The organism is Sulfitobacter sp. TMED3, assembly GCF_002167505.1.
Classification (GTDB): domain Bacteria; phylum Pseudomonadota; class Alphaproteobacteria; order Rhodobacterales; family Rhodobacteraceae; genus Sulfitobacter; species Sulfitobacter pontiacus.
The window spans coordinates 63,023-86,979 of the sequence record NZ_NHBI01000051.1; the positions used below are offsets into that span (position 1 = coordinate 63,023).

Here is a 23,957-nt window from a genome sequence, read left to right on the forward strand (position 1 = left end):
CTTAGTCAGGTGAAGACGACAGGTTTTTCTTGCGCACCCGTTTCAGCGCCGCATCCGTAAAGACGCGCAGCCCCAGATCGGGGCGGTAACCGTGGATTTCGCTGACGTCCAAATTCCGCATGAACGACAGGATTTCCTGGCTTACCACCTGTCCGGGGACGAGGATNGGAAAGCCGGGGGGATAGGGGATGATAAAGCTGGCGGACACGACCGTCTGNTTGGCGTCCATCGCCTCTTTCAGCGTGCCGTTCAGCTCNAGGTAATCNGTGTTCTTCTCGTCATANGCGAGGAANAACGCCGTGCGGATATCCCCTTCGGAGGTGACGTCGTCGTTGCGGAAGGCCTCGTGAAAGCGGCTGAAGTCCGGCAGCGGCGGGTAGTTCTCCATCAGGTTGGCGACGCGGTTGTCGAAAGACCGACGCTCCATCTTGCTGGCGTCATCCAGACGGTCATCCAGCGATTTCGCGATCTCGACCAGCACCTCGATCAGATAGGCCACGCTGGACCGCGTGGTGCCGATATTNGTCATGAACAAGACCGTGTTGCGCGATGTCTTGTTGATCTGGATGCCGTATTTATCCATCAGGATATCGGTCTTGAACGTGTCACCGTCCCAGCCCGTCCCGCCGACCAGCAGCGTNACGCGGCTGGCATCAAGGACGAACTGGTCTTTCTCCCAGCAGTCCCACATATCGGTCCAGCCCTGTTCNTGATGGTAATAGCTGGTCACCCCGCTTTCGCGGTATTCCTCGGGGATCATGTCGCCCGCTGTCAGCACCTTGAAGTATTTGCTCAGCAGCGGGTGGTCGGCAATCGCACGACGCATGGACAAAGCGGCCTCGATCTGGCGCTGCACGAATTCAAAGCCTTCAAGCTCTACCTGTCGTCGCCCCACATCAAGCGAGGCGATGATCTGGTAGTTCGGCGAGGTCGAGGTATGGGTCATATAGGCTTCGTGGAAGCTTTGTTCGACCTCGCCCTTAAAGTCCTGATCATTCACGTGAATCATCGACCCCTGCCGCAGGGATGTGAGCGTTTTNTGGGTCGATTGCGTGGTATAGACCCGCACCCGCGAATCCGGTGCAGGGATCAACCGCGTGTTCAGCAGCGTCTCGTCGTCGGCATCCTTCAGTTCAGCCTGCTGCTTTTCATAGGCGACGCGGTGGTCGTCCGACTTGAACCGCGCGCGCAGCGTATTGGCTGCGTTCATGCCCGTACGCTGGCGGTAGGTCGGGTTGAAACGGGCAAAAGCGAACCACGCCTCGTCCCACAGGAANATGAGGTCAGGCTTGATCGCCAGACATTCCTCCATCACCCGTTCGACGTTATAGACCAGCCCGTCAAAGGTGCAGTTTGTCAGCAGCAACATGCGCACCTGATCCAGCTTGCCCGCGGCCTTGAGCGCCAGAAGCTGATGCTTGATCTCGCGCAGGGGCACGGCACCGTACATGGAATATTCATTCAGCGGNTAGCTATCAAGNTAGCACACCTGCGCCCCCGCCAGCACCATCCCGTAGTGGTGGGATTTGTGGCAATCGCGATCGACCAGCACGATGTCACCGGGGCGTACCAAGGCCTGCACCACGATCTTGTTGCAAGTCGATGTCCCGTTCGTGGCAAAGAACGTTTGCTTGGACCCGAAGGCGCGACTGGCAAGCTCTTGCGCCTCTTTTATCGGCCCGTGCGGTTCAAGCAAGCTGTCCAGCCCGCCCGAGGTGGCAGAGGTTTCGGCCAAAAAGATGTTCGGCCCGTAGAACGCGCCCATGTCCTGAATCCAATGCGACCGCGTGATCGACTTGCCGCGGCTGATCGGCATCGCGTGGAAAACGCCCGTGGGNTGTTTGGAATATTCGACAAGNGCCGTGAAGAANGGCGATTTGTTCCGCGCCTGCACCCCGCGCAAAATGTTCAGATGCAGCTCCATAAAGTCTTCTTGGTTATAAAAGACCCGACGGCAAATCCCCAGATCCAGACCCGCGATATCCTCGACCGACCGTTCGGTCACCAGATAGGCGTCCAGCTCGGGGCGAACCTTGGCGATCATGCGGCANAGNTCGGGGCCGTAGTTCTCGGGCTGGAGCTTGTCGATCTCCTCCTGCCCNCCNGCGCGGGCGAGGTAGCGNACCAGTATCGTCTCGTCCATCTTGGACTTGAGCGTCAGGCCCGGGCGCACAACGATGGCCTGGATGTTGTGGTTGAACAGCACCGCGATCAGCGCGTCTTCGATGGATTTGACCACCACGGCTTCGTAGTGGAACGGGTCTTCGGGGCGGCGCATCCGGCTGACGTTGGATTTCAGCCAGCGCTCTTGCTGGTCGTTCACATCATCGACGATCAGCACCTCGAAATACGGTTTGGTCAGCGCCCGCGCCTCGGGGGACAGCATCGCCTCGTCGTCATGTTCGTCGTGATCGATGCTGTCGCGTTCCAGCGGGATGGTGCGACGGCGATAGGCCCCTGTTGTCAGCGCNCGCGTGATGCGGTTCACCGCAAAGGCCATGTCGTCAAAGCTGTTGTTATTCAGCATCCGCTGCAGGTGTTCGAACGCCGCCATGCCCGGAAAGGCCCAATAGGGTTCGATCAGCGACAGGGAGTCAAACAGCGCGGCGCATTTGCTGCGCAGGGCNTCGNTTTCCTTGGCTGTGGTGGCGCGGGTCAGGCCGCTNGCCGCTTCACGCAGCGCGCTCCATCGGTCGGACCTCAGCTGAATTGCCGACGAATAATCGTTCATAGAATGCATCAATCGTACTCCGCTTTGGGCGGTCGACTGCTGCATCCCGGTGTCCGGCACTTTTGAAAAGCGCCGGACCTGAACGCCGCAGCCTAGCCGCTAGATGTCGGCCCGCTGCCCGGCAGATCACCGGGCTTTACGGGTGGATTTGGTGTCGCTGCAGCCGGAGCCACAGGTGTTTCGGCAGGGGCCGTGATATTGGCAGTCCCCGCCGTTGGATTTGGTAGCGGTTCGGGGGCAAAGCCCGGCTGAACCGCAGGTGTCGTTGTTTCATGCCCTTTGAACACGGGCGCGTCCGGTACCCGCTGCGCGGGCACATCGACGTGCAGACCGGCGCGGGTNCCCTGATGGGGCACCTCAAGCGGGCCAAGCGTGTTCAGATAGGCGTCCGTCCCGCTGGAACGGTCATAGATCGAGAAGTCGGTAGACCGGTCGCGGAAGGATTTAAGCACCTGCCCCAGACCCTTCATGCCGGTTTCGCGCTGACGACGCACCATCGACAGATCGACTTCGATCGGGAACATGTCTTCCTGACCGGCGGACTGGTGCAGGACCATCGATGTCGGATCGACGACCAGCGATTTACCGACGCCACCTGCGCCCAGACCGTTGACNGCAAAGACATAGCACTGGAACTGCGCCGCGGTCGCGCGGGCAATCGCCAGCTCTGCGTCGCGGTCGGTGGTGCCGGTCAGAACCGGTGTCAGCAGAACCTCGACGCCTTGGCTGGTCAACTGGCGCGTGGTTTCGGGGAACCACATGTCATAGCAGATCGACAAGCCGAAACGCCCGACTTCCGGCACGTCGAACACACAGAATTCGGTGCCNGCCGCGATGCCGGATTCATAGGGCCGGAACGGGAACATCTTGGCGTAGCGGCGGATGATCTCGCCCTCGGGGTTGATCACCACGGCGGTGTTGTACACGCGCCCGTCCTCGGGGTTCTTGAGGAACATGGAACCGGGGATCAGCCAGACACGGTGCTTGCGTGCAGCNGCCTGAAACACCTCGAGCGTTTCATTCTCGGGGGGCAATGCAAACCGGTCAAGCGGGCCNAAGGGGGCGAGCTCGGAAAACAGGACCATCTGGGTCCAGGGAAAACGCGCCATCAGGATGTCCAGTCGCTGGATCATGCCATCGACGTTGGACTCCAGCGCGTTGACGTACATCTGCACGCCTGCAATCGCAAAAGGTGTCATAACTTGTCACTCCGTCCAAACGGGCGGAAGGGGCCGGAAATACTCCGCCCATACGCCCAAGGTGACAAGTCCATACTCCCATTGTTGGGAATATTAAACACGTGACGTGATGGCGAACCCACCGTCATTTGCATGGCTTCTATGCGTAACATGCACAAACTAATTTGCTACACCACCGCTGCTTTGTGGGCCGCACGTGCATTGCGGCCCCGTTGCATGACGACCACGAGGGCCAGCAACAACAGCGCAGGNATAAACATCCAGTATTTACTTGGGGTTGCGACGGGTTTGAGCACGCGCAGCACCTCTTGGTCCCAATCCAGACCCGCCGATTGCGCGGCAGAGTTGTACAGAACGTCGTCGATGAACATCTGGTCGCCCTCGACACGGGTNATCACGCCGGCAGCCTCCAGCCGTTCTTCGCCCGTGGTGCCNTCNTTGATNGGCAGAAGGGCGACAAATTCGATCGGATCACCCAGATCATTGATACCNGCGACGCGCAGGCGCAGATCCTCNCCAAGCGGTGTGTCGGCCGCGGCCTGNACAATCTCGGCCGGTGCTTCTTCGGTATAGGGCGGAAAGACCATATCCATCCAGAAACCGGGCCGGAACAGGGTAAAGGCGATCAGCAAGAGGGCAATCGTCTCGTAGAAGCGGTTNCGCGCAAGGAACCAGCCCTGGGTCGCCGCTGCAAACAACAGCATCGCAAAGGTCGCGACAATGAAGACGAATATACCCTGCACCATCGTCACATCAATCANCAGNAGTTCGGTGTTGAAGATGAACAGGAACGGCAGCGCCGCCGTCCGCAAGCTGTAGAAGAACGCGACGACACCGGTCTTGATCGGATCCCCACCNGACACAGCCGCGGCGGCAAAGCTCGCCAGCCCGACCGGAGGCGTCACATCAGCCATNATGCCAAAGTAGAATACGAACAGGTGCACGGCGATCAGCGGCACGATCAGACCGTTCTGCTGCCCCAGTGTCACAATGACAGGTGCCAGCAGNGCCGACACAACGATATAGTTNGCCGTTGTCGGCAACCCCATCCCAAGGATCAGCGACAGGATCGCGGTCAGGAACAGGATCGCAAGGATATTGCCGCCCGACAGAACCTCGACCACATCGGCAAGCGCCGANCCAACGCCGGTCTGGCTGACNACGCCCACGATGATACCNGCGGTNGCNGTGGCGATCCCGATACCGATCATATTGCGCGCCCCGACGACCAAGCCGTCGATCAGGTCGCGCACCCCCGCGACCACATCATTGGCAAACTGGCTTTCGCCCCGGAAAATCGCCATCAGCGGGCGCTGTGTCACGAGGATAAAGATCATGTAGGTCGTGGCCCAGAACGCTGACAGGCCAGGGGACAGACGATCCACCATCAAGGCCCAGACCAGAACGACGATCGGCAGGATAAAGTGCAGGCCCGACCGCACCGTTGGACCGGGCAAAGGCAGACGTGTCACCGGCTCGTTCGGATCATCCAGAACCAGCGGCTCTTCCTTCGACCCGATATACAGCAGACCGGCATAGACCGCGGTCAGCAAGGCAAAGATGATATAGCCCGCGCTGTTCGGGAAGGCAGGACGCAGCCAGCCCATGCCATAGTAGACAGCAAAGCTCAGCGCGCAGATGCAGGCGATGATAAAGGCGGACACCAGCAAGCGCTGCACAATCGGCTTGGGCGTATAGGGGCGTTCCANCCCGACCATACCGGCCTTCAGCGCTTCGAGNTGCACAATATACACCAGCGCGATGTANGAGATCACCGCNGGCAGAAACGCGTGTTTCACCACGTCGAAATAGGGGATGCCCACATATTCAACCATCAGGAAGGCCGCGGCCCCCATGACGGGCGGCATGATCTGACCGTTGACCGAAGACGCAACCTCGACCGCGCCGGCCTTTTCAGAGCTGAACCCCACCTTTTTCATCAGCGGAATGGTAAATGTCCCCGTGGTCACGACGTTGGCGATAGAGGAGCCGGAAATCAGCCCCGTCATGGCAGAGGACACAACAGCAGCCTTCGCCGGCCCGCCTTTCATGTGGCCCATCATGCTGAAGGCGACCTGGATGAAATAGTTNCCNGCACCGGCCTTATCCAGCAGCGCGCCGAACAGGACGAAGAGGAATACGAAAGACGTCGACACACCAAGCGCGATGCCGAACACACCTTCGGTGGTGATCCACTGGTGGTTCACGATCTCAGAAAGCGAGTTGCCCTTATGCGCGATGATATCCGGCATCATCGGCCCCAAGACGTTATAGACAAGGAAGACCGACGCAACGATCATCAGCGCGGGCCCGAGGGCGCGGCGCGTTGCCTCTAGCAGGATCATGATGCCGATCACGAAAACAACCGTATCTTGCATGTTCGGTGCACCGACACGGCCCGAGATTTCGCGATAATACACAAACAGATACAACGCAGCGGCCGCGCCAACCAGCGCCAGGGCCCATTCCCACAAGGGGATACGGTCTTTGGGCGATCCAAGCACGACACATGCGACAATGACGATGGCGACCAGCGGGATCCACCAGGTCGGCGTGCCGTCTTTGGCCGCGACCATGAACAGATAGGCCAGCACGACGGGCACGATAATCCCCAGCCCCAGCTGCACCTTGGTGCGCGCGGCGGGGAAGGCGGCGATGCCAAGGAAAATAGCAAAGGCCAGGTGGATTGACCGGGCTTCGGTATCGTTAAAAACACCCCAGCCGAAAACAAAAGGAAGCGGGGAGGCGATCCACAGCTGGAACAGCGACCACGCCAGCGCGGTCAGCGCCAAAAAAACGCCAACGCTTCCGGTCGCTGACCTGCCGCCCGTGTCCGAAGACGCGACAAGTTCGTCCAGTTCGCTTTGGCTCAACCCGCCTTTTCCGGCGGCTTCGGCTTCTACAGCGGCGGCTTGGTGTTGATCGTTCTGTGACATCTTCGTCCCCTTGGCGGCCCCGTATCAGGACAGGTGCACGTTTGTTGTCGTTCTGCTGCGGTCGTTGCCGCAGGATGCGAACGCGAGGCTGTCCTCGCGTTCGCTAATGGTCAAACGGCGCGCTTATTCAATCCAGCCACGCTCTTTGTAGTACTTCGCCGCACCATCATGCAGAGGGGCGGACAGACCATCTTTGATCATCTCTTCTTCTTTGAGGTTCTCAAACGCGGGGTGCAGCTTTTTGAAGCGGTCAAAGTTGTCGAACACAGCTTTTACAACTTCGTACACAACTTCTTCGTCCACATCAGCGGAGGTCACAAAGGTCGCTTTCACGCCGAATGTTTTCACATCCGCGTCGGTGCCTTTGTACATGCCACCGGGGATGGTGGAGTATGCGTAGAAGGGGTTATCCGCGACCAGCTTGTCGATCGCTTCGCCTTCAACCGGCACCAGCTTGGCGTCGACTGTGGAGACGGCTTCCTGGATCGACCCGTTGGGGTGGCCCACGGTGTAGATGATCGCGTCGACCTTGTTATCGCCCAAAGCGGCGGCCTGTTCGGCTGGCTTCAGCTCGGATGCGAGCGCGAAGTCATCCATGGTCCAGCCTTTGGCATCCAGAACGACTTCCATCGTGGCGCGCTGACCTGAACCGGGGTTACCGACGTTGACGCGTTTGCCTTTCAGGTCGTCAAAGCTTTCGATGCCGGAATCGGCCCGGGCGATGACGTTGAAGGGTTCGGCGTGTACAGAGAATACCGCGCGCTCTTTGTCGAACTTGTCGCCTTCGAACTGCGAAGACCCATTGTACGCGTGGAACTGCCAGTCGGACTGGGCAACACCCATGTCCATGTCACCCGCCTTGATGGCGTTGATGTTGGCGATGGAACCACCGGTGGACGGAGCGGTACATTTCAGGCCGGTTTTGGCGCTGTCACGGTTTACCAAGCGGCAGATCGACTGACCCACAACAAAGTAGACGCCGGTCTGGCCGCCGGTCCCGATGGTGATGAATTTCTCCTGCGCGGTGGCGGCGGTACCCGCGACCAGTGCAGAGGCGATGGCGATGGACTTGAAAATAGTCATTTGAAGTCTCCCAACTTAATTGTCTGAACANACGTCATTGATGCGCATGCTCTCCGTCATGGTTGAAATGAGCGCAGATATTCCGAAGCAAAACAAGCTGATTTATTGCGATTTTTCCCCGAAATAATGCTCTGACCCTGNGCNAATCGCGGCGTGAAATCATNAATTATTTTCACTATGCGGTACACANGGCNCCCGTCATTTANGGNACGCGGATGGTAAATCGCAACGCGAAAAACGATGTAATAAACTGATTTTCCATATTTATTTCACTTCCCCCAATCCCGTGCCTAAAAATACTAGCGCGCAGCGGCACAAAATCAAAACTGCGGGCCGGAATATGNGCCGGACATCTGCCTTCGCCGCGCGGTACTTTCGGGNTATTTGTGCTATATAACCGAAAAAGCAGCGATTTTCGACCCAGACGCGCCAGCAGGAGCCCCACATGAAAGCACTCAAATCCCTCGGCCGCTTTGGCCTTTTTGCGACTGTCATCGTCCTNTTCGGCGCGTTCGCGATGCTCACAGCGCTNTGGTCGTGGTGGATGGTNCTCCCGTCGGTGATCTTCGGCATCCTCGCGGGTATGGGGGTGTACGACCTGATCCAGNCCAAACATTCGATCCTGCGCAACTATCCGGTGCTGGGACACATGCGGTTTTTCTTTGAAGGTATCCGCCCGGAAATCAGGCAATATCTGATTGAATCCGATCAGGACGAAGAACCCTTCAGCCGTGATGACCGGTCGCTGGTCTATCAACGCGCCAAAGGCGTGGAAGANGCGCGGCCTTTCGGCACGCGGATGCGGGTCTATGATGCGGGGTATTCATGGGTCACCCATTCGGTCCAGCCGGTCCATATCACCGACACGGATTTTCGCGTGACCATCGGCAACAAGGACTGCAAGCAGCCCTATGATGCGTCGATCTACAATATCTCGGCGATGAGCTTTGGGTCGCTGTCGGCNAATGCGATCAGCGCCCTNAACAAGGGGGCNAAGATGGGCCNGTTCGCCCATGACACCGGCGAAGGCGGGATCAGCCGCTATCACCGCGAGGGGGGCGGCGACCTGATCTATGAAATCGGGTCNGGCTATTTTGGCTGCCGCACNGAAGACGGGCAGTTCGACCCCGACAAATTCAAGGAGCAGGCNGCNAGCGACCAGATCAAGATGATCGAGCTTAAGTTGAGCCAGGGTGCCAAACCCGGTCATGGTGGCATGCTGCCCGCGTCGAAGATCAGTGCCGAGATCGCGGCGGCACGGGGCATCCCGATGGGGCACGACTGNATCTCGCCCGCNGCCCATTCNGCGTTCACCTCTCCTGTGCAGATGATGGAGTTTCTGGGCAAGCTGCGCGATCTGTCGGGCGGCAAGCCTGTGGGGTTCAAGCTGTGCATCGGCCACCAGCGTGAATTCATGTGTATGGTCAAGGCGATGCTGGATACGGGGATCGTGCCTGACTTTATCGTCGTAGACGGCACCGAAGGCGGCACGGGCGCTGCCCCGCTTGAATTCGCCAACCACGTCGGCATGCCGATGGTCGAGGGGCTGACCTTTGTGCACAACACCCTGCGCGGTGCCGGTATTCGCGATCAGGTGAAACTGGGCGCGGCNGGCAAGGTCGTATCAGCCTTTGATATCGCCCGTGCGCTGGCTTTGGGCGCGGATTGGTGCAACTCCGCCCGTGGGTTCATGTTTGCGGTGGGCTGTATCCAGGCACAGGCGTGCCACACCAATCACTGCCCCGTCGGNGTCGCGACCCAAGACCCCACCCGTCAGCGNGCNTTGGATGTGGATGACAAAAGCCAGCGTGTCGCGCGGTTCCACCGCAATACGCTGATGGCCTTGGGCGAGATGACAGGNGCCGCCGGTCTAGAGCACCCCAGCGATTTCCTGCCCCGCCATATGATGATGCGGCAAAGCGATAACAGCATGGTGCAGGGTGATCAGGTCTATGGCTACCTGCCCGAAGGCTATCTGCTGGATGATCAATCGCCCGACTATAACGGCAATAAAACCCGTTGGGCGCGGGCGCAGGCCGACAGCTTTGTACCGTTTGATTAAACGCGCCCAAGNCNNNAAACACAAAAGGCGCGCAGGTTTCCCGGCGCGCCTTTCATTNTNANGACAGAGCTTACTTTGCTTCTTCGGCGACCGCGGCAGCGACGGAGGCTTCGAAAATCCCNAGCCCCTCTTCGATGATCGCATCCGACGCGGTCAGCGGCACCATCACACGCACGGCGTTGCCCTGCATGCCACAGCTCAGCAGCAGCAGACCGCGCTTNAGCGCGTGCGCGATGACGCGTTTGGTGAAATCACCGTCCGGCGTCGCCGTGTCAAAGTCGGTCACAAACTCGACCGCGACCATCGCACCNAGACCGCGGATATCCCACATGCGGAAAGGCGCAGAGCGTGCGCCGATCTCGGCAAAGCGCGCCTTGAGGTGTTCCCCCATGTCCAGCGACCGCTGCAGCAGGCCTTCTTCCTCGATCGCCTCGATCGCGGCAAGCGCTGCGGCACAGGCGACGGGNTTGCCNCCGTANGTGCCACCCANNCCGCCGGGGATCATCGCGTCCATCACATCAGCGCGGCCNATNACACCCGCCANNGGATAGCCACCCGCCATCGACTTTGCGACGGTGATCAGATCGGGGGTCACGCCGGAGTGTTCGATGGCAAACCATTTGCCGGTCCGGCCAAAGCCCGCCTGCACTTCGTCGGCGATCAGCATGATACCGTGCTGGTCACAGATCTCGCGCAGCTGGTGCATCATCTCGAACGGCACAGGGGTATAACCACCCTCGCCCAAGACGGGCTCGATGATGATGGCNGCCACACGTTCGGGCTGCGCATCGGTCAGAAAGAGGTTCTTCAGGCCGGTGATCGCATCCTCGACCGTGATCCCGTCGCGAGGCGATGGGAAAGGCGCGCGGAAGATATCGGACGGGAAGGGACCAACGTCTTTTTTGTAAGGAGAGATTTTACCCGTCATCCCCANCGTCAGCAGCGTGCGCCCGTGGTAGCCGCCGGTAAAGGCGATCACACCGGGGCGGCCGGTTGCAGCCCGCGCGATCTTGACCGCNTTTTCCACCGCCTCGGCACCGGTTGTCACCANCAGCGTTTTCTTGGGCGCGTCACCGGGGGCCAGCGCGTTCAGCTTTTCCGCCAGTTCGATATAGGGGGCGTAGGGCACAACCTGAAANCTGGTGTGCGTGTATTGGTCTTCTTGCGCCTTGGCTGCCGCGATCACCTTGGGGTGACGGTGGCCGGTGTTCAGCACGCCGATGCCGCCAACGAAGTCGATGTAGCGGTTGCCATCCACNTCCCAAAGTTCCGCGTTCTCGGCGTATTTCGCATAGATCGGNGCCGCAGAGGCAACGCCACGTGGAACAGCCTGTTCACGGCGGGCGATCAACTGAGCGTTGGTTTCGACAGATACGTTTGCATCAAGCATGTCGGGCACGACGCTGCTTTTTGCCGGTTTCTTTGCAGCGGCCTTGCGCGGCTGCTTTTTGACAGTACTAGGCATATACAAATCCTCTTGTTGAAACGCGACCCGCGTTTAAAATCCTCTTATTGCGTTTAATTTAATTGTCAATATAGATTTNCCTCAGCGCGCNTCAGTTGAATCGGNTGCGCCAAAATTTGCCTGTGATCGCACCAAGATACGGGTTAGGAAGCTGACAGAAATAATCCGGGGACCGGACGTGGACATAGGTCAAAGACTAAGATCGATTCGAGAAGAACGCGGCCTGTCTCAGCGCGAACTGGCGACCAAGGCAGGGCTGACCAACGGCACCATCTCCNTGATCGAGAAGAACAAGACGAGCCCCTCGGTCGCGTCTTTGAAAAGCCTGCTGGACGCGATCCCGATCAGCATGGCTGAATTCTTTTCAACGCTGGAAGANACGCAATCGCCCAAGGTCTTNTACCGCGAGAGNGAGTTTACCAAAGTCTCNCCCACCTATGACGGTCAGGTGTCNNTGCGCCAGCTTGGCAATGCGGAGCAACACTCNTTGCAAGTGCTGCACGAAACCTACCCGCCTGGCGCGGATACAGGCCCCGAACTGCTGGTGCATGAGGGCGAAGAAGCTGGTGTGGTTATTTCCGGAGAGATCGAGGTGACGGTCGATGATGCCGTNGCCGTNCTGGCACCGGGGGATGGCTATCTTTTTGACAGCCGCTTGCCGCACCGGTTCAGAAACATCGGCGACGTACAATGCATTGTNGTAAGTGCATGTACGCCGCCGAGTTTTTGATTTCGTTTTCTTGANGTGCGGATGGCNCGCACNANACCTTTGATTATCGTTCGTCGTCGCGCCGGGAATGGCTATGCAATGACGATCTTTGGCGCTTTTTCTCTTCGCTGCCCCGTTGCGTGGTCAGCGAAACGATAGCGATTGCGGCCAAAGCGAGAATCAAAAATGAAGCGATAAACAAATCTGTCGTCATTGATGCCTCCTGTTCGCTTGTGTGGCTCGTTCAGGANACTAACAGCCCACGGGTCACATGGTTCCACNGNCTGGAGGGCGCAATTGCTGCATTGCAGAGTTTGCGCGGCGCTTTGCTGAGACGGCGAATGTCGCCTGACATACGCGATCGGGACCACATCCATCGCGAAACCACCGAAAGTCCCATGAATCCCGNAGGTTGCNCCCCAACAGGCCCCGCTGNCTGGGACGCGAAGGATTCACCGCCGACATACTGAAAATAAATTTAATTTTACCGAGTTTTCTGCGCCGAACCCTCAGTAATCGTAGACTTCTTTCGCCTGCAGCGGCACGTGGAATTCAACGCTCAGCGTATAGGTGCCCTCTTCATCGNTGATCTCTACCTGCCCGTTCAACTGACGCGAGAACGCGTTGATCAACCGNGAACCAAGGCCGGTNCCTGCTTCGGGATCAATATTGCCGGTGGTGTTCTTAACAAACAGCAACGCCATTTCCGGCTGGGTATGAGACAGGCTCACCTCGATATGTCCCTTTGCCTTGCCGTCGGCGGCGACATATTTCAGCGCATTGGTAATCGCCTCGGACACCAGNAACGTCAGCGGTGCGGCGTCGTCGGGGTCAAGCTGAACCGCNTCGTAGTTTTGCGACACCGTCACGCCAGAGCCGGACGGCAGACCNACGCTNAGNAGCTGGTTCACGATNTCATGCATNAGCGCNCCACCNTCGACNCGGGTNAGGTTGTCGTTCTGNTANAGGCTTTTGTGCACTGTCGCGAGGCTNAGGATNCGNTCCTGCANNCGCTGCANCACNCGTTTCGCATCNGNNGTGGNCGCCTGACGGATCTGCATGTTCATGATNGAAGAGATCAGCTGAAGGTTATTCTTCACCCGNTGATGCACTTCTTTCAGCAGAATATTCTTTTGGCGCAGGTTGTCTTCTANCGACGCTTCATCCCGCAGGATCGATTCCGCCATACCGACAAAGGCATGCTCCATATTCANGATCTCAGTCGGGACGACACCCCCCAANGGCGTGCGCGGCAAGGTTCTGTTCAACGCGAAATGGCGCATCTGCCGACCAAGTTTGCGGATGTGTTTAATGGCCAGACGGTTCAGCGCCCAGAAGGCCACGACAAGGCTTGCNAGCCACATCGCCACCGGCAGCACGAAGCTAAGCGTTGTCATCGCCCCTGCCTGAAGCAGCGGGGAATCCTCGGGCCAGACGCTCATGGCGTAGGCAACACCNGGGACGATGGGCAAAACNGCATAGACGCGGTCCTGCCCTTGCTGGTTGGTATCATGGAAGACGCGACCAGACTGGCCCACATACCATTTCAACGCNGCAAAGGAGGGCAGCTCTTGCTCGGCCGCTTCAACGCCATTTTTGGTCGTCAGGATGTCGCCCTGCGCGTTGAAGGTCAGCATCGCGATCGGCTGCGACCCTGTCTCGGGCACCGGTGCGTCGTNAAAAACCTTNTCGGGAATGGACAGGTTGATAAAGCCGATCAGCTCTTCTTCCACCTTAAGCGGGTTGGTGACGATCAGCACCGGTTCCTTGCTTTGCGCCGGCGTGCTGGTGACATTCGCCATGCGACTTTTGTGTTCGATCATCTTNTGAAATACAGGCCGGTCCGACACGTTTCCCGAAACGCCTGTCGANACNCANTCCATCCGCCCGTCGTTTTGGATGAAGCTTGCGACCGTATAAAGGTCGGAGGATNGCTGATATTCNCGCATGAAAGCGCTGCATGACACATTGTCAGACTTGATCAGTTTGACCACGGACGCCAAAGCCGCCGCTGCGCCGAACGCTTCCTGTATGGTGCTGCTTTCCTTCGCCGACGCTTGCTCTGTAATGGCAAGCAGCGACAGTTCGGCATTCTCGAGGTTCTGCTCCGCAATCTCTCGCGTCTGAACAACGGCGATCAAACCGATGGGCAGCAACGCAAGCGAAAGGAAAAGCAGCACGCGAAACGCGAGGCCCCGAAAGATATTTGTGGACAGAAACCCCGACGTCACGATCAGAAAGAAGACACTTTAGATGCCGAGATAACCGACATCGTCGCATCATCCGTCATTTCGAGGCTTTCGTCATCGCGCAGGCCCATCAGCTCAGCCAGTCGCGCACGGGCACGGTTCGTCCGGCTTTTGATCGTACCGACGGCCACGCCACACATCTCGGCGGCTTCCTCGTAGGAAAAGCCCGATGCACCGACCAGCAGCAATGCTTCGCGCTGTTCGTCTTTCAGCAAACCCAGAGCTTTGCGGAAATCGGTCATTTGCATATGCCCGTCATGCGCCGGCTTTTCGGCAAGGCTTTCGGTGAACACACCATCCACATCAGCGACCTCGCGGTTGGCTTTACGACGGGAAGAATAATAGGTGTTCCGCAAAATTGTGAAGAGCCAAGCGCGCATATTTGTGCCGACTTCAAATTTTTCGATGTTGGTCCAGGCTTTGACCAGAGTATCCTGAACCATGTCATCCGCGACGGCACCGTTCCGGGTCAGGCTGATGGCAAAGGCGCGCATGGCGGGCAAATGCTCCACCAGTTGGTCGCGGGGATCAGAATTGCTCATCCTTTTTTACCAGCGTTTTTATCCTGTTCTTTCAACTGATTAAGCAGGTCTTTAAATTTATCGGGAATCCCTTCTTCCATCGTCTCGTCATAAACGCGGCGAAGATTTTCGTCGATAAAGCGCTCACGCTCGTCGTTTTGGCCTGATTGCATGAACAAGTTTCCTGCCTTCTTTAAATACTGTATTTATACATATGACACGGAACCAAACACAGCGTTAGGGGGTTTGGTTCCAGAAATATTTTAAAAGGACGACAATAAATGACGGATGTCACCGAAACACCAAGTGTCAGCGATGCGTTGGGTGAATGCCTTCCTTACCTGCGTCGCTACGCGCGCGCACTGACCGGCAGCCANAACAGCGGCGACGCTTTTGCAGCCGCCTCGCTCGAAGCGATTTTGACGGACCGGTCGGTTCTGGATGGTGTAGACACCCGCACAGGTGTGTTCCGCGTTTTGTACGGCATCTGGGCCAGCGCNGGTGCNCCNGTCGANGAAGGTGAAAGCGGCCCCCGCGCCAAGGCGCAAAANCACCTCGCCAANCTGACCAANCACAGCCGCGAAGCNTTGNTGCTGCACACGATCGAAGGGTTCTCGTTCAAAGAGGTCGGCCAGATCATCGGTGTTGAAGAAGGCGAAGCCAGCGAGCTGGTGCAGATTGCCCGCCGCGAAATGGCAGATAGCGTTACCGGTTCGGTCATGATCATCGAGGACGAGGCCATCATCGCGATGGACATCGAATCCATCGTCGCCGAAATGGGCCACCGTGTGACCGGTGTTGCGCGCACGCGTGACGAAGCTGTCAAACTGGGCAANGCGGATGTGCCNGACCTGATCCTCGCGGATATNCAGCTGGCCGATAACTCCTCCGGNATCGATGCCGTGAACGANCTGCTGCGCGATTTGGGTAACCGTCCGGTGATCTTCATCACCGCATTCCCCGAGCGCCTGCTGACCGGTGACAAGCCCGAACCCGCATTCCTGATCTCCAAGCCCTACACGGTGGATCAGGTCGTATCGGCTGTTTCGCAAGCGATGTTCTTCTCGTCGACAGANACGCTGCACAGCTAAACCGGCATACACGCAAACAAACGAGGCCGCGGTGGTTCCACCGTGGCCTTTTTTTATCGATNCTGTGNGACGCAAGCCACGCCTTTAAGGAACTTATATCTACAGGGCGCGTTTGGTTGGTGAACACATGAATAATGGAGACCACCATGGCCAAGGACGTAACCAACACAAGCAACCTGTCTGTCGATGATATCTCGGTCCAGCTGGCCGTTTTGAAAGATGACATCGCGTCGCTGACAAGCACGATGGCCGATCTGACCAAAGCCAAAAGCGCNGAAGCCGCCAACCAGGCGAAATCCACNGCGCANGATNTGGCGAACTCCGGCCGTGACAAGGCATTGGAAGCGCAGCAAACAGCCGAAGACTTTGTACGCACACAACCAGCCGCCGCATTGGGNATCGCTGCNGGTGTCGGCTTTATCGCCGGTCTGTTCGCGACACGCCGCTAATGTTCGAATATGTGACGGATAGGGTTGCCCANAAGGCAACCCGAACGGCGCAAACTGCCGCCATCGGCTTTGGCGCAATGCTCTGCCTGATTGTGGGCGGGGCGTTTCTTGCNGTCGCCGCGTGGCTGTTCTTGCTTACCATCACCACACCGCTGGTAGCCTGTCTGATTATGGGCAGCCTGTTTTTCGGTATGGGTCTTGTATTGATTGCGGCCCTGTCNATCCGGGCGCGTGCAATCCGGCGTCAGAAACGCGAAGCCGCCTTACGCGCACAGGCGATGCAACAGGCGCAAGCCACCGGCGGCGTCGGCGGAATCGCCGCGATCATCACGGCTTTTGTCAATGGTCTGAACGCAGGGAAGCAAGCGCGTCGCTGATGCCTTGCACCATGGTGTCATTGGTGAAAGGCCGGTCTACGACGGAATAGATGTAGGTGTCGGGAATGCTTTGACCTTCGCCATATAGAACATAGGCGACATCTTTCGTGGGCAGGTCTGCGGCAAAGAGTTCCGACAGGTCATTCGACGTGCCGGACACAAGCGCCACGGCCTGAGACGAACAACTGCGCAGCTCAGAGATAAAAGCGGAAAGGGTTTCGGACACAGACAATGCGGCGTCACCGAATGCCTGTTCCAGCATGTCGATCACATCCGCCCGAACGATCGGGTCAGTATCGAATACGAAAAAAGGAATCACATCGCGCCTTTCTAATCCCGCGAAGGTAGCAATATTTCCAAAGCGCCGCGTTAAACTATGACATACGAGTTAGGAATTTTTTCATGGGTATCGATTGCCGCTATTGTCCGCTTCACAAAAAGGACGCCTTTGTCACCATGACAAGGGAAGAGCTTGAGTTCATGCAGAAATTCAAAGTCGGTGAGCTTAGCGTCGACCCTGGCACGACAATCCTGATGCAGGGGTCCAACTCCCCCCAACTCTATACGGTGCTGTCCGGCATGGGCATCCGGCATAAGTCGCTGGATAATGGTGAACGGCAGGTCATTAACTTTGTCTTCCCCGGCGATTTCATGGGGCTTCAGGCCGGTATGCTTGGCGAAATGGGCCACAGCGTAGAGGCGCGGACGCATATGCGCATGTGCGTGTTCAACCGGTCGGATTTCTGGACCTTTTTCCGCAGTAATCCCAGCCGCGCGTTCGATATCACATGGCTCGCCGCGATAGAGGAGCATTTCCTTGGCGAAACGCTTGCCACGGTCGGGCAACGCACCGCGCTGCAAGCGGTGTCATGGGCGATGCTCAAGTTCTTTGAACGAGGGATGGGGCTGGGGTTGGTGACAAATAACACAATGACCCTGCCCTTCACGCAACGCGATCTGGCGGATGCTTTGGGTCTATCGCTTGTTCATACCAACAAGACCCTCGCGAAGCTGCGGGACCAGCAACTCGCGTCCTGGTCGGATCAGGTGCTGCAGGTCAACGACCTCGACAAGCTCGCCGACGTCGCAGAGACAGAGCGCAGCAAACCGGCCAAGCGCCCCTTGATGTAGGCGCTATTCCTCGCTCACACTTACCAGATTATCGGCCACATAAGCCCCGCGTTTGCCAAGCGGCCGGTCACGGCCAATGGTGCTGTCAGGGCGCGTGCGCAGTTCAACCTGCGCGTTCCACGACGCCCCCATCAGCACCAGAAAACTGCTGATCCACAGCCAGACCAGCATGGCGATCACAGCGCCAATAGACCCGTAGACCTGATTGTAATTGCCGAAGTTCGCAACGTAATAACTGAACCCGATCGACACCACCGCCCATGAAAACACCGCGAAAACGGCCCCCCATGTCAGCCAGCCGATGCGCGCCGCACGACGGTTCGGGCCAAAGCGGTACAGCACCCCAACACCGGCCAATAGCACCAGTATCGCGATGCTCCAGCGGATGATCTCGGCCACGAAATAGCCGAATACCCCCAGGGGGATGAACGACAGCACAATCGGTGCGATCACCACAGTGATCAGCGCTATCAGCCCCACCATCACCAAGGTAAAGGTCAGCATCAGCGCCCGCAGATAGTGCCGCGCGGCGTTGCGATTGCGTTCACTATACACGCTGTTCAGGCCGATCATCATCGCGCCCACACCTGCCCGCGCCGACCACATCGCCACCAGAACCGAAGCCGCACCAGCCCACCCCAGTTTACCGGTGCTGGTCGTGACCAACGACACCACCTGATCATTGAGAATATCATAGACGTCATCGGGCAGCAGACCGCGCATGTCTTCCAGCTGGGCGATGACAACCACAGGGTCAGAGATCAGGCTCAGGATCGTGACCAACGCGGCAAGGGCGGGAAACAGCGACAACATCGCATAAAAAGCGACCCCCGCCGCAATCAGCGAGACGTTCTTTTCAGAGATATCAACCAGCGCCGCTTTCAGCGCATCCCAGTACAGCTTTACGGTGCCCACCGATTTCTGTGTCAAAACCCTTGATCCTCGTTCCCCACGGCTGCGGCCCCTGCCACATCACATTTACGCTACTTTTCCTCTTCTACCTCATCGCGCACCTGACCCCAAGCGACGAGGGTAAAGATGATCGTTCCGCCAACAATGTTGCCCGCAAGCACCGGTAAGAAGAACTCGAACACCGCCGCCATCAGGCCAAGCTGGCCGTCCAGTATCATCACCGCCATCTCGACCGACCCCGCAACGATATGCGCGAAATCCCCCGCGGCGATAAGCCAGGTGAACACAAGGATCAGGAAGAACGACGTCTCATCCGCCTGAGGCATCATCCAGACGATAAGCGCGACGATGACCCCCGCCGGAATGGCCCGCCAGAACCCCTGATAGGCCCCCATGCTGGTTGCGTGATGCGACAGGTCCAGAATGGCGGGCAGCACCTCGGGCGAAATCGCGGGCGTCCACAGAAACAGCATCGCCGCAGCAAAGGCCCCCACCACATTCGCCGCCAGCACGATCCCCCACAGGCGGAACATACACATCAGCGAATGCCAGGTCTTGGCCCGCATGATCGGCAAAACGGTGGTGATGGTGTTTTCGGTAAACANCTGCATCCGCCCCATGATCACCGCCAGAAAACCCAGCGAATAGCCCAGGTTCTCGATCAGGAAACGATGCGCGGTATCGGGCAGATAGGTCCGGAACACGGCCTCGCCCAGAACCGACAGGCTGATCATCACCCCCGCCGCGATCCCCGACCAGATCAACGACCGCTTGCTGCGCGCCAGCTCTTCCTCGCCCTCACGGCGGATCACTTCGTAGATNAGCTTGGGCGACANNGCCGTCGCTTCGCTGACCGATTTCTCCTCGGCTTGCGCGTCCTGTGGTTTCTTACGCGAAACCCTGCGTTGAATAAGAGGGGCCATTCCTGCGCTCCTGAAAACTACGAACAAACGGGGCCGAAGCCTAAAAATCTGATTGTGATCCAGCATCAAACTAGCGCAGAAACTGCATAAGCACAGAAAGTAACGCAGCAGGGCCGCATAATGTTCACAGAANANACCAAACTCATGNCGGCAATCCGCGACCGCTTTGCCCATGTTGACAGCTGCCCGTTCCAGGGNCCGCGCGTGTTTTTCGAAAACGCTGGCGGCGCGCTGACATTGAACACGGTCGTCGAGACCTCGACCANATTCGCNGCCATCCCCGACAATCAGGGGCGCGACAACCCCGCGTCCCATGCGCTGGTCGATATCATCAANCAGGCCCGCGCCGATATGGCGNTGTTNTTCAACGCGCCTGACGGGCAGTTCTTTGTCGGCGAAAGCGGGACAGAGCTGTCGTTCCGCCTGATCCGGACAGCNGTCATGGGCAGCGCCCCCGGTGCCGTCATCGGGTCTACTGTGGAACACCCCGCCTCNCGCAGCGCGGCGCAACACTGGGCCGATGTGGCGGGCAAACCCTATATCAGCGTGCCCCACGATAACGCGACNGGTCAGGTAACGCCCGACGCCTACGCCGCTTTGATGACCCCCGAGGTACGGGTCGCCACGATCCTGCACACCTCCCCCGTGACGGGGATCGCCAATGATGTGGNGGGCATCAGCGCCGCGATCCGCGCCATCGCCCCCGACGCCTATATCTTTGTCGACGGCATCCAGCACGCCAGCCATGGGCATATCGACATCGCCAGCTATGACATCGACGGCTATGTCATCTCTCCGTACAAACTGTTCTCGCGCCACGGCTATGGCATTGCCTGGGCGTCAGAGCGTCTTACCGCGCTGCCGATCGAGACACTGGCGAACGGTCCCGCCGGGAATTGGGAAATGGGNACCCGTGACACGGGCGCCTATGCGACATTCTCGGATGTGGTGCGCTATTTCGACTGGCTCGGNAGCCANGTGTCAGACGCCACTGCCCCCCGCGCGCGGATAGAGGCCGCCGCCGCTGCGATCCACGACCACGAACAGCAGCTGACCAACGCGCTGCTGTTCGGCACGGGAAACCTCGCCGGATTGGCCGATCTGGCGGGCGTCACGATCCTGGGCGGCACCGAAAACCNCGACCGCGAGGGGCTTGTGTCCTTCACGCTCGACGCCCTGCCCGCGGCGGATATCGTGGCCCNACTCAACGCCCAAGGCATCCGGACCCATGTACGCAAGGCGGATCACTACTCCGGCAATATCCTGACCCCACTCGGGCTTGATGCCGCGGTGCGTGTGTCGCTNTGCCATTACAACTCCATGGANGAAGTCCGCGCCCTGCTCACGGCGATNAANGACATCGCCGCATAAATGCCCGGTNGCNGCTTCATTTTGCAAAATAAACTCGAATCCGACGGGGCAACTGCAGACTTCGCTTGCCATATATGAACGCCCGTTCAAACATGGCGGTATGACAAGCACTCTCTCTACCGCCATTATCGCCAAGCGTGACGATCTGATCGCGCTGACCCAAGATCTGATCCGCATCCCGACGCTTAACCCGCCGGGTCAGGACTANCGGCTNATCTGNGAATACCTNGATACCCGCCTGCGCAAGCACGGGTTCGAGACGCAGCTGATCCGCGCCTTTGGNACCCCCGGCGATAGCGAGAAATACCCCCGTTGGAACATCATCGCCCGCCGCGAAGGGCGCAGGGCGGGCGAATGTGTCCACTTCAACAGCCACACCGATGTGGTCGAGGTCGGGGCCGGCTGGACGTTTGATCCCTTTGGNGCCGAAATCTCGGACGGCAAGATTTACGGNCGCGGCACCTGCGATATGAAAGGCGGGCTGGCGGCCTCTATCATCGCGGCNGAGACNTTTATCGAACANCACCCCGATTTCAGCGGCGCAATCGAAATCTCCGGCACAGCGGACGAGGAATCCGGCGGCTACGGCGGTGTCGCCTATCTGGCCGAGCACGGNCATTTCAACCCGGACCGCGTGCAACATGTGATCATCCCCGAACCGCTGCAAAAAGACCGTATCTGTCTGGGNCANCGGGGCGGCTGGTGGGCCGAGATCGAAACCAAGGGCGAGATCGCCCATGGCTCCATGCCGTTTCTGGGCGATTGNGCCGTGCGCCACATGGGCGCAGTGCTCTCCGAGTTNGAAAACAAGCTGTTCCCCGCCATGGCCGCCCGNCACACAGACATGCCCGTGGTCCCCGAAGGGGCGCGTAGTTCGACGATGAACATCAATTCGATCCANGGTGGGCAAAAGGAAAACGACCCGGATTTCGACGGGCTNCCNGCCCATTGCGTGCCAGACAGCTGCCGCATCACCATTGACCGGCGCTTTTTGCTGGAAGAACCGCTGGATCAGGTGCGCGGCGAAGTACGCGCCCTGCTGGAAGGTCTGCGCGAAACGCGGGTCGATTTTGACTACGAGCTGACAGAGCTGAATTCGGTCCTGCCGTCGATGACCGACCGCGATGCGCCGGTNGTGCAAACCGTCGCCCATGCGATCGAGGATATCATGGGCAAGGCCCCTGAATACGTCGCCTCCCCCGGGTCATACGACCAGAAACACATCGACCGGATCGGCAAGCTCAAGAATTGCATCGCCTATGGCCCCGGCCTGCTAGAGCTGGCGCATAAGCCGGATGAATATATCGGCATCGACGATATGGTCGACAGTGCCTGCGTGATGGGNGCCGCGCTGGAGACGCTGCTGCTTCCGAAAGACTAAGGCCCTNAGCCNTCNGCAAAGGCGTGTGGCGCGGCGATTGCCAGACCGTCGACGATCGCGGTCATCGCGGCCCCGCGGTGCAGTTCGGCCTGCGGAAATGCATCGCGCATGGCNCGGTCGATCACGCCCATCAGNCTGGACCCGCCGACAAAGATCAGCTTGGTCACGGCNTCGGGTTTTACCTCTGCCTGCGCCGTCAGATCGGTCGCAACCTGCGCGATCTCNGNNGCCATCTGCGCCAAACTCGCCGCCATCATCGCCGGTGGCAGTGGGACCGTCAGCCCGNGCTCCACGATCTTGAGGTCGATCTGCGGCGGGGCGCTTGCATCGGGGTCATTCGCCGCGATCTTGCCGGCCTCTACCGCGAAGGCCATATCGTGGCCCAGCTCATCCTCCAGCACCCGTTGCAGTCGGTTCAGCAGCTTCGGCTCTACCGCGTATTTCGCCAGATCCTCGACCGCGCGACGCTGTTCGCGGGTGTAAAGGAACGGGATCTTCTGCCACGTCGCCAAATCGGCAAAAACCGCATGAGGGGCGGCGTGGGTTTCATCACCGAACACATGTTTGATCTGGCTGCCCATCCCCAGATGCGGCATCACATGCTGAAGGCTCAGCTCGCGGTCAAAGTCGGTCCCCCCAATGCGCACCCCTTTGCTGGCGAGGATATGAATGCCCGCGTCACCTTCCTGCCGGAAAAGGGTAAAGTCAGACGTACCGCCCCCGATATCGACGATCAGCCCCAGATCGCCGGGTTCAAGCACGGCACGATTGGCCAGGGCCGCAGCCTCGGGTTCGGGCATGAAGCGGACCTGTTTGAACCCGGCTTGCATATAGCATTCGGTCAAATCCACCAACGCCTGCGCGTCCCGCGCCGGATCGGCACTGTGGAACATCACAGGTCGCCCTGACAGCGCCCGATCAAACTGCTGGCCGGTGGCGCGCTCTGCCTTCGTTTTCAGCTCGGCCAGAAAGCTCGCCACGATGGCGATGAAATCCATGCGTTTGCCCAACAGAACCCGACTTTCGCGCATCAAGGGCGTGCCCAGCAGACTTTTGAGCGCACGCATATAGCGCCCGTCGTCGCCGCCGATCAGCGCCTCTTGGGCACCGCGACCATAGATGATCCGCTTTTCCTCATTGTCGAAAAATAGCGCGGTCGGCAGCGTGTTCTGCCCCGCCTCGACGGTAATCAAATGCGGCACACCGTCTACTGCATACCCCACGGCAGAGTTAGACGTTCCGAAATCGATACCCAAAGTGGGTGACATCGTAGCCATGGCGCGCCCCTTCAAAACCTCAAAAAACGGCGCATAAACCGCGCACAGGCTGGGTACAACCGATAATTGCGACAGCATCCCGACGCTGGT

Annotated in this window: 20 protein-coding genes; 7 read left to right on the forward strand and 13 right to left on the reverse strand. The window is 58.8% G+C overall.

What is annotated here, in order from left to right; translation table 11 throughout:
• Position 1: 1 nt before the first annotated feature.
• The 4 genes from CBB63_RS12975 to CBB63_RS12990 form a co-directional block, all read right to left on the reverse strand.
• Positions 2-2,740, reverse strand: a complete 2,739-nt coding sequence (locus tag CBB63_RS12975) for an aminotransferase class I/II-fold pyridoxal phosphate-dependent enzyme (protein WP_286699445.1) — start codon at positions 2,738-2,740, stop codon at positions 2-4.
• An 83-nt stretch (positions 2,741-2,823) separates the two neighbouring features.
• Complete coding sequence (locus tag CBB63_RS12980) at positions 2,824-3,930, reverse strand: carbon-nitrogen hydrolase family protein (protein ID WP_286699446.1); 1,107 nt, start codon at positions 3,928-3,930, stop codon at positions 2,824-2,826.
• Positions 3,931-4,097: 167 nt separating this feature from the next.
• Positions 4,098-6,866, reverse strand: coding sequence for a TRAP transporter permease (locus CBB63_RS12985; protein WP_286699447.1), 2,769 nt, complete (start codon positions 6,864-6,866; stop codon positions 4,098-4,100).
• A gap of 123 nt (positions 6,867-6,989) precedes the next feature.
• On the reverse strand, positions 6,990-7,949 hold the full coding sequence (locus tag CBB63_RS12990) for a TAXI family TRAP transporter solute-binding subunit (RefSeq protein ID WP_005850616.1): 960 nt from the start codon (positions 7,947-7,949) through the stop codon (positions 6,990-6,992).
• A 445-nt stretch (positions 7,950-8,394) separates the two neighbouring features.
• Between CBB63_RS12990 and CBB63_RS12995 the strand changes: the two genes are divergently transcribed.
• Positions 8,395-10,011: an FMN-binding glutamate synthase family protein gene (locus CBB63_RS12995; protein ID WP_286699448.1), complete on the forward strand. Its 1,617-nt coding sequence runs from the start codon at positions 8,395-8,397 to the stop codon at positions 10,009-10,011.
• Between the two features lie 70 nt (positions 10,012-10,081).
• Here CBB63_RS12995 and gabT read toward each other — a convergent pair whose 3' ends face one another.
• Positions 10,082-11,476 carry a 4-aminobutyrate--2-oxoglutarate transaminase gene (gabT, locus tag CBB63_RS13000; RefSeq protein WP_286699449.1) on the reverse strand — a complete coding sequence of 465 codons (1,395 nt, stop codon included), beginning with the start codon at positions 11,474-11,476 and terminating at the stop codon, positions 10,082-10,084.
• Between the two features lie 178 nt (positions 11,477-11,654).
• On the opposite strand from gabT, the gene CBB63_RS13005 reads away from it, so the two are divergent.
• Positions 11,655-12,206, forward strand: coding sequence for a cupin domain-containing protein (locus tag CBB63_RS13005; protein ID WP_286699450.1), 552 nt, complete (start codon positions 11,655-11,657; stop codon positions 12,204-12,206).
• Positions 12,207-12,249: 43 nt separating this feature from the next.
• Here the strand turns inward: CBB63_RS13005 and CBB63_RS13010 are convergent, their stop codons facing one another.
• From CBB63_RS13010 to CBB63_RS13025, 4 genes are all read right to left on the reverse strand, one after another.
• Positions 12,250-12,399 carry a hypothetical protein gene (locus CBB63_RS13010; protein ID WP_005850628.1) on the reverse strand — a complete coding sequence of 50 codons (150 nt, stop codon included), beginning with the start codon at positions 12,397-12,399 and terminating at the stop codon, positions 12,250-12,252.
• Between the two features lie 295 nt (positions 12,400-12,694).
• Positions 12,695-14,134: a sensor histidine kinase gene (locus CBB63_RS13015; RefSeq protein ID WP_502695931.1), complete on the reverse strand. Its 1,440-nt coding sequence runs from the start codon at positions 14,132-14,134 to the stop codon at positions 12,695-12,697.
• Between the two features lie 284 nt (positions 14,135-14,418).
• Positions 14,419-14,976, reverse strand: coding sequence for an RNA polymerase sigma factor (locus CBB63_RS13020; RefSeq protein WP_005850631.1), 558 nt, complete (start codon positions 14,974-14,976; stop codon positions 14,419-14,421).
• Positions 14,973-15,128 carry a NepR family anti-sigma factor gene (locus tag CBB63_RS13025; protein ID WP_005850632.1) on the reverse strand — a complete coding sequence of 52 codons (156 nt, stop codon included), beginning with the start codon at positions 15,126-15,128 and terminating at the stop codon, positions 14,973-14,975. Before CBB63_RS13025 ends, CBB63_RS13020 begins: the two co-directional genes overlap by 4 nt.
• A gap of 108 nt (positions 15,129-15,236) precedes the next feature.
• On the opposite strand from CBB63_RS13025, the gene CBB63_RS13030 reads away from it, so the two are divergent.
• Positions 15,237-16,046 carry a response regulator gene (locus CBB63_RS13030; RefSeq protein ID WP_286699452.1) on the forward strand — a complete coding sequence of 270 codons (810 nt, stop codon included), beginning with the start codon at positions 15,237-15,239 and terminating at the stop codon, positions 16,044-16,046.
• A 245-nt stretch (positions 16,047-16,291) separates the two neighbouring features.
• Positions 16,292-16,495 carry a glycine zipper domain-containing protein gene (locus CBB63_RS13035; RefSeq protein ID WP_502695932.1) on the forward strand — a complete coding sequence of 68 codons (204 nt, stop codon included), beginning with the start codon at positions 16,292-16,294 and terminating at the stop codon, positions 16,493-16,495.
• A 339-nt stretch (positions 16,496-16,834) separates the two neighbouring features.
• On the opposite strand, the gene CBB63_RS13040 is transcribed toward CBB63_RS13035, so the two are convergent.
• Positions 16,835-17,191: a hypothetical protein gene (locus CBB63_RS13040; RefSeq protein ID WP_286699454.1), complete on the reverse strand. Its 357-nt coding sequence runs from the start codon at positions 17,189-17,191 to the stop codon at positions 16,835-16,837.
• Positions 17,192-17,274: 83 nt separating this feature from the next.
• Between CBB63_RS13040 and CBB63_RS13045 the strand changes: the two genes are divergently transcribed.
• Positions 17,275-18,003 carry a Crp/Fnr family transcriptional regulator gene (locus CBB63_RS13045; RefSeq protein ID WP_005850638.1) on the forward strand — a complete coding sequence of 243 codons (729 nt, stop codon included), beginning with the start codon at positions 17,275-17,277 and terminating at the stop codon, positions 18,001-18,003.
• 3 nt (positions 18,004-18,006) lie between these two features.
• Here the strand turns inward: CBB63_RS13045 and CBB63_RS13050 are convergent, their stop codons facing one another.
• Entirely contained in the window at positions 18,007-18,933 is a 927-nt protein-coding gene (locus CBB63_RS13050) for a YihY/virulence factor BrkB family protein (protein ID WP_005850639.1), read from the reverse strand.
• Between the two features lie 53 nt (positions 18,934-18,986).
• Positions 18,987-19,838, reverse strand: a complete 852-nt coding sequence (locus CBB63_RS13055) for a formate/nitrite transporter family protein (protein WP_286699455.1) — start codon at positions 19,836-19,838, stop codon at positions 18,987-18,989.
• A 120-nt stretch (positions 19,839-19,958) separates the two neighbouring features.
• On the opposite strand from CBB63_RS13055, the gene CBB63_RS13060 reads away from it, so the two are divergent.
• Positions 19,959-21,209, forward strand: coding sequence for an aminotransferase class V-fold PLP-dependent enzyme (locus CBB63_RS13060; RefSeq protein ID WP_286699456.1), 1,251 nt, complete (start codon positions 19,959-19,961; stop codon positions 21,207-21,209).
• A gap of 100 nt (positions 21,210-21,309) precedes the next feature.
• A complete protein-coding gene (locus CBB63_RS13065) occupies positions 21,310-22,590 on the forward strand; it encodes an acetylornithine deacetylase/succinyl-diaminopimelate desuccinylase family protein (RefSeq protein WP_286699457.1) in 1,281 nt (426 codons plus the stop codon).
• Here CBB63_RS13065 and CBB63_RS13070 read toward each other — a convergent pair.
• Positions 22,587-23,945: an Hsp70 family protein gene (locus CBB63_RS13070; RefSeq protein ID WP_502695927.1), complete on the reverse strand. Its 1,359-nt coding sequence runs from the start codon at positions 23,943-23,945 to the stop codon at positions 22,587-22,589. The genes CBB63_RS13065 and CBB63_RS13070 overlap by 4 nt on opposite strands.
• Positions 23,946-23,957 lie beyond the last annotated feature (12 nt).